At 66.5% G+C, this 14,064-nt stretch carries 12 protein-coding genes; 7 read left to right on the plus strand and 5 right to left on the minus strand.

What is annotated here, in order from left to right:
- Positions 1 to 130: 130 nt before the first annotated feature.
- Both AC1DQP_RS01725 and AC1DQP_RS01730 read right to left on the minus strand, forming a co-directional pair.
- A complete protein-coding gene (locus tag AC1DQP_RS01725) occupies positions 131 to 580 on the minus strand; it encodes a 3-dehydroquinate dehydratase (RefSeq protein WP_457319164.1) in 450 nt (149 codons plus the stop codon).
- A 3-nt stretch (positions 581 to 583) separates the two neighbouring features.
- A complete protein-coding gene (locus AC1DQP_RS01730) occupies positions 584 to 1,000 on the minus strand; it encodes a hypothetical protein (RefSeq protein ID WP_457319163.1) in 417 nt (138 codons plus the stop codon).
- A gap of 177 nt (positions 1,001 to 1,177) precedes the next feature.
- On the opposite strand from AC1DQP_RS01730, the gene lepB reads away from it, so the two are divergent.
- Complete coding sequence (lepB, locus tag AC1DQP_RS01735) at positions 1,178 to 1,801, plus strand: signal peptidase I (RefSeq protein ID WP_478051001.1); 624 nt, start codon at positions 1,178 to 1,180, stop codon at positions 1,799 to 1,801.
- Between the two features lie 132 nt (positions 1,802 to 1,933).
- Positions 1,934 to 3,211 carry an MFS transporter gene (locus AC1DQP_RS01740; protein ID WP_457319161.1) on the plus strand — a complete coding sequence of 426 codons (1,278 nt, stop codon included), beginning with the start codon at positions 1,934 to 1,936 and terminating at the stop codon, positions 3,209 to 3,211.
- Here the strand turns inward: AC1DQP_RS01740 and AC1DQP_RS01745 are convergent.
- Positions 3,201 to 4,103 carry a LysR substrate-binding domain-containing protein gene (locus tag AC1DQP_RS01745; RefSeq protein ID WP_457319160.1) on the minus strand — a complete coding sequence of 301 codons (903 nt, stop codon included), beginning with the start codon at positions 4,101 to 4,103 and terminating at the stop codon, positions 3,201 to 3,203. The two genes, AC1DQP_RS01740 and AC1DQP_RS01745, sit on opposite strands and share 11 nt — an antisense overlap.
- Positions 4,104 to 4,117: 14 nt before the next feature.
- A complete protein-coding gene (locus tag AC1DQP_RS01750; RefSeq protein WP_457319159.1) occupies positions 4,118 to 5,086 on the minus strand; it encodes a LysR family transcriptional regulator in 969 nt (322 codons plus the stop codon).
- Between the two features lie 107 nt (positions 5,087 to 5,193).
- Between AC1DQP_RS01750 and aceB the strand changes: the two genes are divergently transcribed.
- From aceB to AC1DQP_RS01770, 4 genes are all read left to right on the plus strand, one after another.
- Positions 5,194 to 6,843, plus strand: a complete 1,650-nt coding sequence (gene aceB / locus AC1DQP_RS01755; RefSeq protein ID WP_478051002.1) for a malate synthase A — start codon at positions 5,194 to 5,196, stop codon at positions 6,841 to 6,843.
- Positions 6,844 to 6,906: 63 nt separating this feature from the next.
- Entirely contained in the window at positions 6,907 to 8,199 is a 1,293-nt protein-coding gene (gene aceA, locus AC1DQP_RS01760; protein WP_478051003.1) for an isocitrate lyase, read from the plus strand.
- A gap of 272 nt (positions 8,200 to 8,471) precedes the next feature.
- Positions 8,472 to 9,518, plus strand: coding sequence for a GGDEF domain-containing protein (locus tag AC1DQP_RS01765; protein WP_478051004.1), 1,047 nt, complete (start codon positions 8,472 to 8,474; stop codon positions 9,516 to 9,518).
- Positions 9,519 to 9,533: 15 nt separating this feature from the next.
- A complete protein-coding gene (locus AC1DQP_RS01770; protein ID WP_478051005.1) occupies positions 9,534 to 12,086 on the plus strand; it encodes a putative peptide modification system cyclase in 2,553 nt (850 codons plus the stop codon).
- On the opposite strand, the gene AC1DQP_RS01775 is transcribed toward AC1DQP_RS01770, so the two are convergent.
- Complete coding sequence (locus AC1DQP_RS01775; RefSeq protein WP_256775254.1) at positions 12,049 to 12,327, minus strand: NHLP-related RiPP peptide; 279 nt, start codon at positions 12,325 to 12,327, stop codon at positions 12,049 to 12,051. The genes AC1DQP_RS01770 and AC1DQP_RS01775 overlap by 38 nt on opposite strands.
- 191 nt (positions 12,328 to 12,518) lie before the next feature.
- On the opposite strand from AC1DQP_RS01775, the gene AC1DQP_RS01780 reads away from it, so the two are divergent.
- Complete coding sequence (locus tag AC1DQP_RS01780) at positions 12,519 to 13,697, plus strand: putative peptide maturation dehydrogenase (RefSeq protein ID WP_256775253.1); 1,179 nt, start codon at positions 12,519 to 12,521, stop codon at positions 13,695 to 13,697.
- The last annotated feature ends 367 nt before the right edge of the window (positions 13,698 to 14,064 follow it).

Raw genomic sequence — 14,064 nt, forward strand, 5'->3', positions numbered from 1 at the left:
GCCCCATGCCCTTGGAGGCGAAATAAAGGAGGAGGGGGCGGCCGCAGGCCGACACCGGGGGACATTCGCCGGAAAGGGCATGGGGCCCAGTGCCCGACCCACCGACCGCCCCGCGTGGCGGCAATACCCCTCACGTCCCCACGTGCACGCCTTCCACGATCTCGCTGCACCCAAGATGGTCCAACGCGATCTCCAGTGCATGCATGTAACTCTGCGCGCGGTACCCGTGCGCCACACCGATACGCTGGCCCACGTCCGCCGGCAGGCACGCCTCCGGCGTCCGGGTGTCATCGTCGTGCACTTCCACGTAGACATTGTGCAGATGCGGCAGCAACCGGTGCAGGCGCACGCTGCCTACGCAGGCGCCCGGATCGAGCAGCGTCACCTCGCCGCGGCTGTGGTCGGCCACGCGCAGCGCGTCCAGCAGTTCCTGTTCGGAGCCGCAGGCGCGGATTGCCACCGTGGTGCCGGCATCGATCGCACGGTGCACCAGCGATTTCAACACCGGTGCCGGCAACGGCTGCGCGGTGCGGATCAGCGGACCGGCTGCTTCCGGCCCGCGAATGATGAAGATCGACATGGCTCAGGCCCCCTCCGGCACGACCTGCAGGCGACGCGCGGCGATCGCCAGCGACAGCCGGCAGGCATCGTCGCGGCCGCTGCTGCACACCACCCGCGCGGTCGGTGCGTGCTGCGGGTGCAGGTGGTCATCCAGCGCGTCGTCGTCGTTGCTGGCCATCTCGATGTACGGCGCCGGCAACGCCTCCAGCGCACTGCGCAGCGCCTGGCCGTAACGCGCCCACTGATGGCCATCGACGGCGGTCGTGGCAATCAGCACCAAGGCAGGACGGCTGCGCTGGGCCCGCTGCAGGCAACGCACCAGCGCCGGCAGCGAGTCGCAATCGCGGCAGGCCAGGCGGTGCCCGGCGACCCGGGCAGGCACCGGCGCGGCATCCGGCGCCGCGCCAGGCGGCGTGTGCCGGATCATCAGGATGGTCATGGAACACCTCGAACAAGCGCCCTGCGGCGCGGTGACGCCACGATGCGACCGGGGCCCGTAAAACCGCCATGCCGGTGGCCGCTTCCGCGCGTAAATATCGCGTAGCTTCTGCACCAACCACCGGGAACTTGGCCACCGCCGGCCGGTCACAACCAGACCCCTTGAGAGCGCCCTGCCATGGATAGTTCCACCGCTGCTGCCCCGAACCGGATGCTGCATTGGCTGAAGAAGGAAGCGCTCCCGCTGGCGGTGATGCTCGGCCTGCTGCTGGCCGCACGCGACTCGCTGGCCAACCACTACCAGGTGCCCAGCGGCTCGATGCAGCACACCCTGATGCCGGGCGACCGGGTGGTGGTGGACATGCGCGCCTACGGTCTGCGCCTGCCGTTCACCTCGGTTGAACTGCTGCACACCGGCCAGCCGCAGCGCGGCGACGTGGCGGTGTTCGACTCGCCGGTGGACGGCATCCGCCTGATCAAGCGCATCGCCGCCGTCGGCGGTGACCGGGTGGAACTGCACGAGGGCCACCTGAGCATCAACGGCCAGCCGCTGGCCGAGGCCGGCGCGGGCGAGATCGAGGACTTCGGCCAGCACCTGGCCCAGCTCGACCTCGGCCAGGGCGGCGGTCCGGACATCAGCGGCCTGACCGTGCCGGCCGGCAAGGTGCTGATGCTTGGCGACCACCGTGGCAACAGCGCCGACGGTCGCTATTTCGGTCTGGTGGATGCCTCCGCCCTGTATGGCAAGGCCGCGCGGGTCTACTACCGGCGCGGCGAGGGCCTGACCTGGCAGTCCCTCTAACCCGGCGCGTGATCTGAATCGAGATGTCGGACGTCTCGATCCAGACAGTCCAGGTTATGGATCGACCTGTCGGCGCTGCCTATCCTGAGCGCTGACTCTTCACTCCGGCCCGGACACACGGGCCTTACCGGCATGAATGGCGACACCGCAGCGGTCCCCGCCCGCAGCCCCCAGGCCCCCGCCACGGCAGCGGCTGCGGACCACATCCAGCAAGGCACGCCGGCGTTCCGGCGCACCGCCGCGGCACTGTTCCTGGCCGGTTTTTCCACCTTCGGCCTGCTCTACACGGTGCAGCCGCTGCTGCCCGAGTTCAGCCGGCACTTCGGCGTCTCGGCAGCCAACAGCGCGCTGACCCTGTCGCTGAGCACCGGGCTGCTGGCGGTGTCGATGCTGATCGCCGGGCTGATCTCCGACCGCATCGGCCGCCGCGGGGTGATGGTCGCCGCGCTGCTGGCCTCCAGCGTGTTGTCGGTGGCGACGGCGATGGTCGATGACTGGTCCACCCTGCTGGTGCTGCGCACGCTGCTGGGCATCGCGCTGAGCGGCGTGCCGGCGGTGGGCATGACCTACCTGGCCGAAGAAATGGACAGCCGCGCGCTGGGCCTGGCCATGGGCCTGTACATCGGCGGCAATGCGATCGGCGGCATGAGCGGCCGTCTCATCGCCGGCATCGTGGCCGACCACTGGGGCTGGCGCTGGGGCATCGGCGTGGTGTCGTCGATCGCGCTGCTGAGCACCGTGCTGCTGTGGTTCCAGCTGCCGCCCTCCCGCCACTTCCAGAGCCGTCGCGGCGGCCTGCGCGAACTGCCGGCACGCTGGCGCAGTCTGTTCGCCGATCCCGGGCTGCCGTGGCTGTTCGCCACCGCGTTCGTGCTGATGGGTGTGTTCGTCACCCTCTACAACTACCTGGGCTACCACCTGCTCGCCCCGCCCTATGGGTTGAGCCAGACCGTGGTCGGGCTGATCTTCAGCGTGTACCTGGTGGGCACCTTCAGCTCGGCGTGGATGGGGCAGCAGGCCAACCGGCATGGTCGCAGCCGCGTGCTGGCGATCTGCTACGGGCTGATCGCGCTGGGCATCGTGCTGCTGGCGCTGCCGTGGCTGGGCTGCATGGCCCTGGGCATCGCGCTGGTGACCTTTGGTTTCTTCGGTGGGCACTCGGTAGCCAGCAGCTGGGTCGGCAGCCGTGCCGGGGCGATGCGCGCGGAAGCCTCGGCGCTGTACCTGTTCGCCTATTACCTGGGCTCCAGCGTGGCCGGCGTGATCGGCGGCGTGTTCTACACGCACTGGGACTGGCTGGGCGTGTGCGGCTTCGTCGGCGTGTTGACCGTGGCCGGCGGCGCGATTGCCTGGCGGCTGCGGCAGCGCGTGCAACCGACCGCCGCCGCCGCGCTCGCGCTCAGCCGCTGACGCCCTGCAGCAGCCGGGTGAAGTGCGCGATCAGCGGCGAGGCCGCACCGCGCCGGCAGGCCACGTGCACTTCCGAACTGGCGGCGCGGTCGCTCAGGGCGACAAAACGTGCACCGTCGACCTGGATATGGCTGCACGAGGATGGCAGCACCGTCACGCCCAGCCCGGAGGCGGCCAGGCTGATCAACGTCGAGGCCTCACCGGCTTCCTGCACGATACGCGGGGTGAAGCCGGCGCTGCGGCACAATGCGATGAAATGATCGTGGATGCCCGCGCCGACCTCGCGCAGGAAACCCACGAACGGCTCATGGGCAAACAGCCGCAATGCCACTGGTGCGTCGGCGGCCAGACCGCGTACCAGCGGATGCTGGCCATGCACCACCAGCGCCAGTGGATCGCTGAACAGCTTGCGCGACATCAACGGTGCCGGCAAAGCACGTTTGCGGATCAGCCCGACGTCCAGCTCGCCGGCCATCAGCGCATCGATCTGCTGCAGCGTGTTCATCTCGCGCAGCTTCAACTGCACCTCCGGAAACTGCTGGCGGTAGGCGAAAATCGCCCGGGGAATCTGCGTGGACAGCGGCGTGGCACGGGTCAGCCCGATGCGCAGCTCGCCGGTTTCGCCGCGTTGCGCGCGCTGGGTCAGATCAATCGCGGTGTCGACCCGGGCCAGCACCTCACGTGCCTGCTCCTGCAGGACGCGGCCGGCATCGGTGAGTTCCACGCGGCGATTGGCGCGCAGGAACAGGCGCGCACCGAGCAGGGTTTCCAACTGGCGGATCTGTTGGCTGAGCGGCGGCTGCGACATGCCCAGGCGCTCGGCCGCGCGGCCGAAATGCAGGGTGTCGGCGACGGCCAGGAAGTAGCGCAGGTGGCGCAGTTCGATCGGCATGGAAGGGGCCTGCGTCAGCGCTCGGAATGACCGCTTTCATCATAGCTGCGCGGCGTGAACAGGTCCGGCTGGATCAGGTCGATGAAGGCGCGCGCCTGCGGCGACAGGAAGCGTCCACGGCGCACGATCACCCCATAGCTGCGCTCGGGGAACCAGGCGCTCATCGAGCGCGTCAGCAGCTTGTCGTGGTCGGCATCGTTGAGGCACAACGCCGGCACGATCGAGATGCCCATGCCCATCGCCACATACTGCTTGATCACCTCCCAGCCGCCCACTTCCAGCGCCACGGTGTAGGGCATGCGCTGGCGCTGGAACACCTGGTCCACCAGTCGGTAGGTGATCTGGCGCTTGGGTGGCAGGATCAGCGGATAGGCGGAGATCGCCTCCAGGGTCAGTTCCTTCACCCGTGTGAGCGGGTGGTCGGGCGGGGTGATCAGCACCTGCTCGAAACGGTAGGCCGGCGCATAGCTCAGGTCGGCCGGGACGTCGGTCATCGAGCCCACCGCCAGGTCGGCCGCATCGCTGCGCAGCAGTTCCGTGCCGTCGGCACTGATCGCGTTGTGCAGGGTCAGGCGCACGTCCGGGTGACGCTGGCGGAAGCGCTCCACGATGCGCGGCAGCAGGTACAGGATGGTCGAGCTGTTGGCGGCGATGTTGAGTTCGCCCGCGTCCAGCCCCTTCACCTTGTCGCGAAAGCTGGCCTCCAGCCCGTCCAGGTTCTCCACCAGCGGCTGGGCCATCTCGAACAGCAGCTGGCCTTCGCGGCTGGGCACCAGCCGGCGCCCGCTGCGCTCGAACAGCACCACCCCCACTTCGCGCTCCAGCGCCTGCAATTGCTGGCTGATGGCCGGTTGGCTGACGAAAAGCGCCTCAGCCGCACGCGAGACCGAACCCAGCCGGACGGTCTGGCAGAACGCCCGCAGCGGCTTGAGCCGATCGGATTTGTAGGAAAACCGGGGACTTGGCGGGCGCGGTGTGGGCATGGTGTCACGAGTATAAGCTCACCTTATGTAATGCATTGCGATAACTGTTTTGTCAAATACGGTACGGCGGCGCACGGTGAAGCCCTACCGCATTGCAGGAGCCCGCCATGTCCGCCGTCGCCGCTTTCGCCACTGCCCAGCCCACCCCGGCCGATGCCCCCGCCACCCCCGGGATCACGCTGACCACCCAGCTCGCCGGCCAGTCCGCGTTGCTGCCGGCGGGGGTACTGGCCTTGCTGGTGTCGCTGCACCGTGCGGTGGAGCCCGAGCGCCAGCGCCGGCTGCAGGCCCGGGTGGCGCGCCAGGCGTTCTTCGATGGCGGCGGGCTGCCGGACTTCCGCGCCGACACCGCGCAGATCCGCAATGAAGACTGGACCGTCGCCCCGCTGCCGGACGCGCTGCAGGACCGCCGCGTGGAGATCACCGGCCCGACCGACCCGAAGATGGTCATCAACGCGCTGAACTCCGGGGCCAAGGTGTTCATGGCCGACTTCGAGGATTCCACCGCACCGGCCTGGCGCAACCTGCTGGCCGGCCAGCAGGCGCTGATCGGCGCGGTGCGCGGCGATCTGACCCACACCGGCCCGTCGGTGGACGGCAAGCCGGGCAAGCAGTACKCGCTGCGTCCGTTCAACGAACAGGCCGTGCTGATCGTACGTCCGCGCGGCTGGCACCTGGACGAAAAGCACGTGCGCATCGACGGCCAGCCAATCGCCGGTGGCTTGTTCGATGCGGCGGTATTCGCCTTCCACAACGCGCGCACGCTGATGTGCAAACAGCGCGGCCCGTACTTCTACCTGCCCAAGCTGCAGAGCATGGAAGAGGCGGCGCTGTGGGAGACCGCGCTGTCGCACATCGAAGGCATGCTCGGCCTGCCGCACGGGCAGATCAAGGTCACGGTGCTGATCGAAACACTGCCGGCGGTGTTCGAGATGGACGAGATCCTGCATGCGCTGCGCGACCGCATCGTCGGCCTGAACTGTGGGCGCTGGGACTACATTTTTTCCTACATCAAGACCTTCCGCCGCCACGCCGACAAGGTGCTGCCCGAGCGCGGCCAGGTGACCATGACCCAGCCGTTCCTGAAGGCTTATTCGGAACTGCTGATCCGCACCTGCCACCGCCGCGGCGCGCATGCGATGGGCGGCATGGCCGCGCAGATCCCGATCAACCACGATGCCGCCGCCAACGAACAGGCGATGGCGCGGGTGCGGGCGGACAAGCTGCGCGAAGTCACCGCCGGCCACGACGGCACCTGGGTGGCGCATCCGGCGCTGATCCCGGTGGCACAGGCGATCTTCGACGAACACATGCCCGGGCCGAACCAGCACGCGGTACTGCGCCGGGATGTGCAGGTGGGGCGCGATGCGCTGATCGCCGCGCCCACCGGCACCATCACCCGCGCCGGTTTCGAGGGCAACGTGGAAGTCTGCGTGCGCTACCTGGCCGCGTGGCTGGACGGCAACGGCTGCGTGCCGATCCACCACCTGATGGAGGACGCGGCCACCGCCGAGATCAGCCGCAGCCAACTGTGGCAGTGGCTGCACGTGCCCGGCCAGCAGCTCGACGACGGCACCGCCATCGACCTGCCCCTGCTCGACGCCACCCTGGCCCAGCTTCCCGCACGCCTTGGCGACCGCAGTGCGCTGCCCGGTGCCGCCCGCATCGACGAAGCCATCGCGCTGCTGGCGCAGCTCAGCCGCCGCGATGAACTCACCGATTTCCTGACCCTGCCCGCTTACGACCGTCTGGACTGACCTGTACCGCCCGCCTCCAGCATCGCTTCACCCATTCAACGTATTCCCCCCTGGAGAAACGCCATGAGCACGCTGCCGACCGCCGAACAGATCCAGCACGAATGGAACACCGACCCGCGCTGGGCGGGCATCCAGCGCAACTACACCGCCGCCGACGTGGTGCGCCTGCGCGGCACCGTGCACGTGGAGCATTCGCTGGCCCGGCTGGGCGCGGAAAAGCTGTGGACCTACCTGCAGGAAAAAGACTTCGTCAACGCGCTTGGCGCGCTGACCGGCAACCAGGCCATGCAGCAGGTCAAGGCCGGTTTGAATGCCATCTACCTGTCCGGCTGGCAGGTGGCCGCCGACGCCAACCTGGCCGGCCAGATGTACCCCGACCAGTCGCTGTACCCGGCCGACTCGGTGCCGGCGGTGGTCAAGCGCATCAACAACACGCTGCTGCGTGCCGACCAGCTGCACCATGCCGAGGGCAAGGACGATATCGACTTCCTGCAGCCGATCGTGGCCGATGCCGAAGCCGGTTTCGGCGGCGTGCTCAACKCCTTCGAACTGATGAAGGCGATGATCGAGGCCGGCGCGGCCGGGGTGCACTTCGAGGACCAGCTGGCCTCGGTGAAGAAGTGCGGGCACATGGGCGGCAAGGTGCTGGTGCCCACCCGCGAGGCCATCGAAAAGCTCAACGCCGCGCGCCTGGCCGCTGACGTGATGGGCGTGCCGACCCTGCTGGTGGCCCGCACCGACGCGGAGGCCGCCGACCTGCTGACCAGCGACATCGACCCCAACGACCAGCCCTTCGCCAGCGGCGAGCGCACCCCGGAAGGCTTCTACCGCACCCGCAACGGCCTGGACCAGGCGATCAGCCGCGGCCTGGCGTATGCGCCCTATGCCGACCTGATCTGGTGCGAGACCGGCAAGCCGGACCTGGAGTTCGCGCGCAGGTTCGCCGAGGCCATCCATGCCAAGTTCCCCGGCAAGCTGCTGGCCTACAACTGCTCGCCCAGCTTCAACTGGAAGAAGAACCTGGATGACGCCACCATCGCGACCTTCCAGAAGGAAATCGCCACATACGGCTACAAGTTCCAGTTCATTACCCTGGCCGGCTTCCACGCCCTGAACTACTCCATGTTCAACCTGGCCCACGGCTACGCGCGCCGCCAGATGAGCGCCTTCGTGGAGCTGCAGGAGGCCGAGTTCGCCGCCGCCGATCGCGGCTTCACCGCGGTCAAGCACCAGCGCGAGGTCGGCACCGGCTACTTCGACGCGGTCACCCAGGCCATTCAGCAGGGCCAGTCCTCGACCACCGCGCTGACCGGCTCGACCGAGGAAGAGCAGTTCAACGCCGAGCGCGCGGCCTGACCGGCGCCTGCAGCTCCCCTAAGGGCGGCCAGGGAAGGCCGGCGTGACGGGCGGCAACGAGACCGCCCGTCGCCTTGTTCGGACCGCTCGACGGCCGGCGCCGCGTGGATCCGGTGGCCGCTGGCCGATCCGGAGCGCGTATGGAAGGGGGATGTGCCGGGCCGGTCGAAAAAGTACGGCGTCCGTGCTCTGAAATGGGATGAGGCGCACAGTTTTTAGGGGTGCTATCCTCATCCGCTCACCGGGGGAACGCTGGGAAGCGGGTGCACGGGATGACCGGCAAGGTTGCGGCGGCGAATGTGTGCGAACAGGAACCAGGCATCGCCCAGACGGCGATGGCTGAGATCGTGCACGCCATCCTGAGCCCGAGCGAATTCGACCTGTTCGCCGAGTTCGGCCAGGAGCGCCTCCTGCCCCAGGGTGACCACCTGTTCCATCGGGGTCAACCCGGCGACACCATGTATGTGATCGTCAGCGGTTGCATCGAACTGGACTTCGGCGAAGACCTGCTGGTGAAGTCGCTGGGGCGCAATGAATTCTTCGGTGAACTCGGCCTGCTGATCGGCGACCACCCGCGCAGCGCCGATGCCCGCGCCGTGGCCGACAGCGTCGTGCTGGAGCTGGGCAACGGCGATTTCCAGCGGCTGGTCGAACGCGACCCCGGCCTGATCGCCTATTTCCTGCGCCGCACGATCATGCGCGTGGTCAGCAACGAACAGGTCCTGATCCGGCAGCTGCGCCGGCGCAACCACGACCTGGAAACCGCGCTGGACAACCTCTACGTCACTACCCACCAGCTCACCCACACGCGCGAGCTGGTGCGCACCGACGAGCTGACCGGCCTGCACAACCGCCGCGGCCTGGCGCTGTACCTGCAGGAATGCCGCAGCCACGACGACGGCCCCCCGCAAGGCCTGCTGCTGATCGACTGCGACCGGTTCAAGCAGGTCAACGACGAATACGGCCACCAGGCCGGCGACCGCGTGCTGCAGAGCGTGGCCAATATCCTGCGTTCGGTGGCCACCGAACGGGACATGGCCTGCCGGCTGGGCGGCGACGAGTTCTGCCTGCTGCTGCGCAGCGCCGACCAGGACAGCCTGCAGCACGCCGCCGAGTTCATCCTCAGCGCCGTGCACGGCCTGATGGACCGCGCCCACGGCGTGCCCCACGTCTGTCCGGTCAGCATCGGCGTGCGCCTGCTCGAGCCCCATACCGACTGGAGCGAGTGGTACGCTCGCGCCGACAACGCGCTGTACCAGGCCAAGCGCCTGGGCGGCAACCGGCTGCACTGGTCGCGTGCCGCGACCGTCATACCCTGACGCGGGAAGAACGGCATGAATGGCGACAACGGAACGTCGACCCAGGCACCGCAGATGCGGGCGTTGTTGTTTACCGACCTGTGCGATTCGTTGATCCTGGTCGAGCGGATTGGCGATGCGGCCGCCGCCGAGCTATTCCAGCAGCACGACCGGTTGGTGCTGACGTTGCAGCAGCAGTGGAATGGGCAGCAGATCGACCGCTCCGATGGGCTGTTCCTGTTGTTTGATCGGGCGATTGATGCGCTGGGGTTTGCGCTGGATTACCAACACAACCTGCAGCGGTTGGGCGATCAGTGCGGCATCCCGATACGCGCGCGCGCAGGCCTGCATGTGGGCGAGGTGATCCTGTGGAACAACAGCGCTGAAGCCGTGGCGTTCGGTGCCAAGGCTGTCGAAGTGGAGGGCCTGGCCAAACCGATGGCGGCCCGGCTGATGCAGCTGGCGCGTCCCGGCCAGATATTGGTGTCCTCCACTGCCGAGTCGATGGTGCGACGACTCGTGGACAGACTAGGAGAGACCGGCAATGGCTTGAAATGGAAGTCGTTTGGACGCTGGCGCTTCAAGGGCGTTCCGCAGCCACTCGAAGTATTTGGCGTCCATGGGCCGTCGCTTCCGCCGCTCCAGCGTCCTCGGGCCTCTTCCAAGGCGATGCGGGATATCCCGCTTTGGCGTCGCCCGATCGCGATGGCAGCGCAGGCCACGCTGATCGTGACCACAATTCTGACCATCTGGCTGATTGCCCGTCCTGAGCCGGCGATCGCTTTTGCCGAGCGAGACTGGGTGGTGTTGGCCGATATCGAGAATGCGACCGGCAATCCGCTGTTGAATGATGGGCTCGGACAGGCGTTTCGGATCAGCCTTGAACAGTCCCGATACGTGAACGTGCTCAGCGATCTCAAGACCCGCGACACGATGGGGCGGATGATGCGCGCGCCAGGCAGCATCATCGACCGGGCCGCCGCGGTCCAGATTGCGTCACGCGACGGTGCCAGGGCGGTGCTTGTACCGTCCGTCCGCGAAATCCACGGAAAGCTCCGGGTCTCGATTGACGTGATCGATCCGGTGAGCAAGAAGTCTGTCTATAGCGTATACGCCGATGGAAGGGGCTACAGCTCGGCGCTGTCCTCCACCGATGAGGTAGTCGCTCAATTGCGCGGCCGCCTGGGTGAAGCCCTGTCGGACGTGCAGCGGGCCTCCAATCCCCTGCCGGAAGTTGCGACGGCAAACCTGGATGCCCTGAACGCATATGCCAAGGGCCAGGCAATGTATGGCGACGACCAGGTGAGAGAGTCGCGAAAGTACTTTGAGATAGCCACCAACATCGACCCCGAATTTGCGATGGCCTGGCTTGCGCAGATGCGCGTGCTGGTTAGCCTCGGCAAGCGGGATGAAGCGCGGGACATCCTGGCGAAGGTTGACCGCCTGCGCAGTCGCCTGACGACGAGGGAACAGTTGTATCTGGACGCATGGAAGCTGGACCTGCTCTCGAACAATGAGTCCGCATCGCTGGATGCCTGGGCGACGATGGAGAATCTCTACCCTGACCATCATGGGGCACGGGTGAACCATGCCTGGGCGGCATTCCTGCTGGGGCGGTACGCAGAAGCAGAGAGTGCCGTTGCAGCTGCCGACGTTCAACAGAACCCGCTGAGGCCGGTGACGCTGCATCTGCTTGGGCGCATTCAATTGGCACAAGGAAAATTGAACGCCGCGTTGGCCACCCAGCGCCGCGCGTTGACGATGTCAAACGGTGAGACAAACAGACATATGGTGGCGGCGATCGCCGCGTCCGGTGATGTTGAAAAGGCCAGCAAGATGCTGGCGGCYATTCCAGGCCCCGGGCCTGCACAGTGGCTGGAAGGGGTCTCGCTGGACTTGGATCGCGGGGACACGGAGGCTGCTGCAGCGGCGGCAGTAGAGGCGGCTGCAAACTGCAAAGATTCTGCTTCGGTGTGCGAGTTCCTTTCCGTGGTTGCCGTCGTCACCCAGGCGGCATCGGGAATGTGTGCGTCTCGCGTTCGGGTGGAGAAGACGTTCGGGTCCCTGCTTGCCCTTGCCGGTGATCCCTCTGCCGATGATCGCGGGCAGCGGCTATTCTTCGCCGCATCGATGATGTATGCGGCACAACGGATGGGGTTGGGCGACGCATTCGCCCGTCACACGCCGCAGATGCAAACACTATCCAGTGAGATAGGCGATGCGAAGACCACTGAGCTGTTAGCTGTCGTCAAGGCCAATCAACAACGCATGGCTGGCGACCCGGCCGGCGCGGCACGTCAGCTAAAGGTGCTCATCAATGGCAATGAGCTCTTCCAGGCGCACAGTGTATTGGCGTCCGCGCTACGCGACGCCGGTGATACCCAGGGAGAGGCAGCGCAGCAGGAGTGGTTGCGAAGCCAGCGTGGGCTGGCCTATGGCGAGGTTGCAGGATCTGCGGTGCTTCGCTCGTTGAACGTCCGTGACAGCGTGGCCTATCCGCCCCGGTCGGGGTGTCCCGTCGCCAAGGCGGCGCCGGGACGAGATCCTCGTATTACTGGCCGCCCGCAACGAAGCAATGCGGCACGGTGAACATACCCTTCTCGGTGAGATGACCGGTGAGATGAGCGCGCGAAGCCAGCAGCTCTTCCACTGATGCGAGCTGGCCCGGCATGGCGCACTCGACCGCCGCTTCCGCCGCAGCTTCACTCACCTGCTTAAGCGCTTCTGCCGGGTTTGCTTGAAATGCGGCGCGGAACGCATCGTCGGTTGTCAGCAGATCCAGAAGTGCGGCAGCATCGGAAAGGGAAAGCGGTACTTTGTGATTCGCCATATGCAGAAGGTCCAGTTGTGTATGTCAGGAAGTAATGCGCAGCATCGGATGTCACGGTATCGGTATCCATAGCGGCCAGCTCTTGCCGGTCTTGAGAACGCTGCCGTCGGAAGGAGCTTCATTCAATATCCATGTGCATCCCGATTCGGTATCTTTGAAAATCGGCCAGACCTTCAGCCAGCAGGATACGCATGAACATCTCAAGGTATCGTCGGTGTTACGCCGTGGCCGTCCTCCCAGATGAGCAGCCGGTGTTCTCGCTCGACAACTTGCTGGCAGGTGGCACAGGCATCGGGTTCGAACGCCGCTTGCTGGTGCGCGCAGCCCATCTGGACGAACCTGTTGCCTTGGCGGTCCCCGCCTGCATGTTCCTCCTTCAGAGCAGTGCGGAACAGTGGCAGGCATTTCCCGAGGAGCCCGAGGAGCTTGCCTTGGTGCTGGGATTGCGGGACGTAGGTCTGCTGATCACCGAGCGGGGTGAGCCGGTCGCGGCGAGGCAGGCCGATCAGCGTGTGCGTGATGGGCATTGGTGGGCGCTTTCCGCGATCCATCACCGGCACTCCCGCTGGTCGGGCGTAGACAGCGCCGGCGAGATGGAGAAAAACCGGCTGGTCACCGCGCAGGAGCTGGTCCAGCAGTTGGGCAAGCCGCCTGCCGAGGCACCCGCCCGGGTGTCTGGTGCCATAGCACTCCCACGGCCAGCGCCGGACGCCGTCGCAGAACTGCTCGCAGGCCGCACTACCTGCCGCAACTACGCGCGTGATCGCCCGGTGCCACTGAGCATGCTGGCCGGCATGCTGCAGAACGTACTGATGGCGCAGGCCCAGGTGGAGACCGAGCCGGGCGTGCGATTCCTGAAGAAGAACGTGCCGTCGGCAGGAAGCCTCCACCCTTTGGAGGCCTACGTCATCGCTCGGGATGTGGAGGGACTCTCGCCGGGTATCTATCACTATCACGCCATCGCACACGAGCTGGGACGCCAAACCACCCAACCCGACGACCTGGACGCGCTATGCCTGCGCCTGCTGTCGGGGCAGTACTGGTTCGCCTCCGCGCATGTCATGGTGGTTCTGGTCTGCCGGTTTGGCCGCAACTTCTGGAAGTACCGCAATCATGTCAAGGCATACCGCGCCGTCACCCTGGATGTCGGGCATGTCTCGCAGGCGTTGTACACCGCCGCCACGGCGCAGGGGCTCGGTGCCTTTGTCACCGCCGCCATCAACGAATCCGAGATCGAGGGATTGCTTGGTTTCGATCCGATGGTTGACGGGGTGCTGGCCGTGTGCGGATTTGGTTGGCGCGCCGAGGCCATGACCACCGCCGAGTTGGATCCGGTGGGGCGTGTATGGGTGTCGACGGACCGGGCCTGACAGGAACAATCTACTGCGCTGCCAGGATGCTGGACGGCGAAGCAGATCTACGGCTCTTGAGGCGTGTAGCGCGATGCGCTCAGAACAGCAGAGGTGCTATTTGATGACTCTGTGGACCTGCCCAGCTTCAAACGGAAATACCACGGTCATCGCGGCCCTGTGGCTGGACGGATAGTTCACCAAGGCGTCTCGAGCCAGTTGCATTTCCGCCATGCTGGCGAGGTTGCTCATGCACAGCCAGTCGGGGCATGTATGCATCGGTATTCCAAGCCAGGCCTATCTATCGGCACGCCTGCGTTGGCTGTGGCACAAACCGGGCGCGGAAGACATCGTCCGCGCACGGGCGGTCCAGAAGTGTGATGGTCAT

Source organism: Stenotrophomonas sp. P5_A8 (assembly GCF_056400545.1).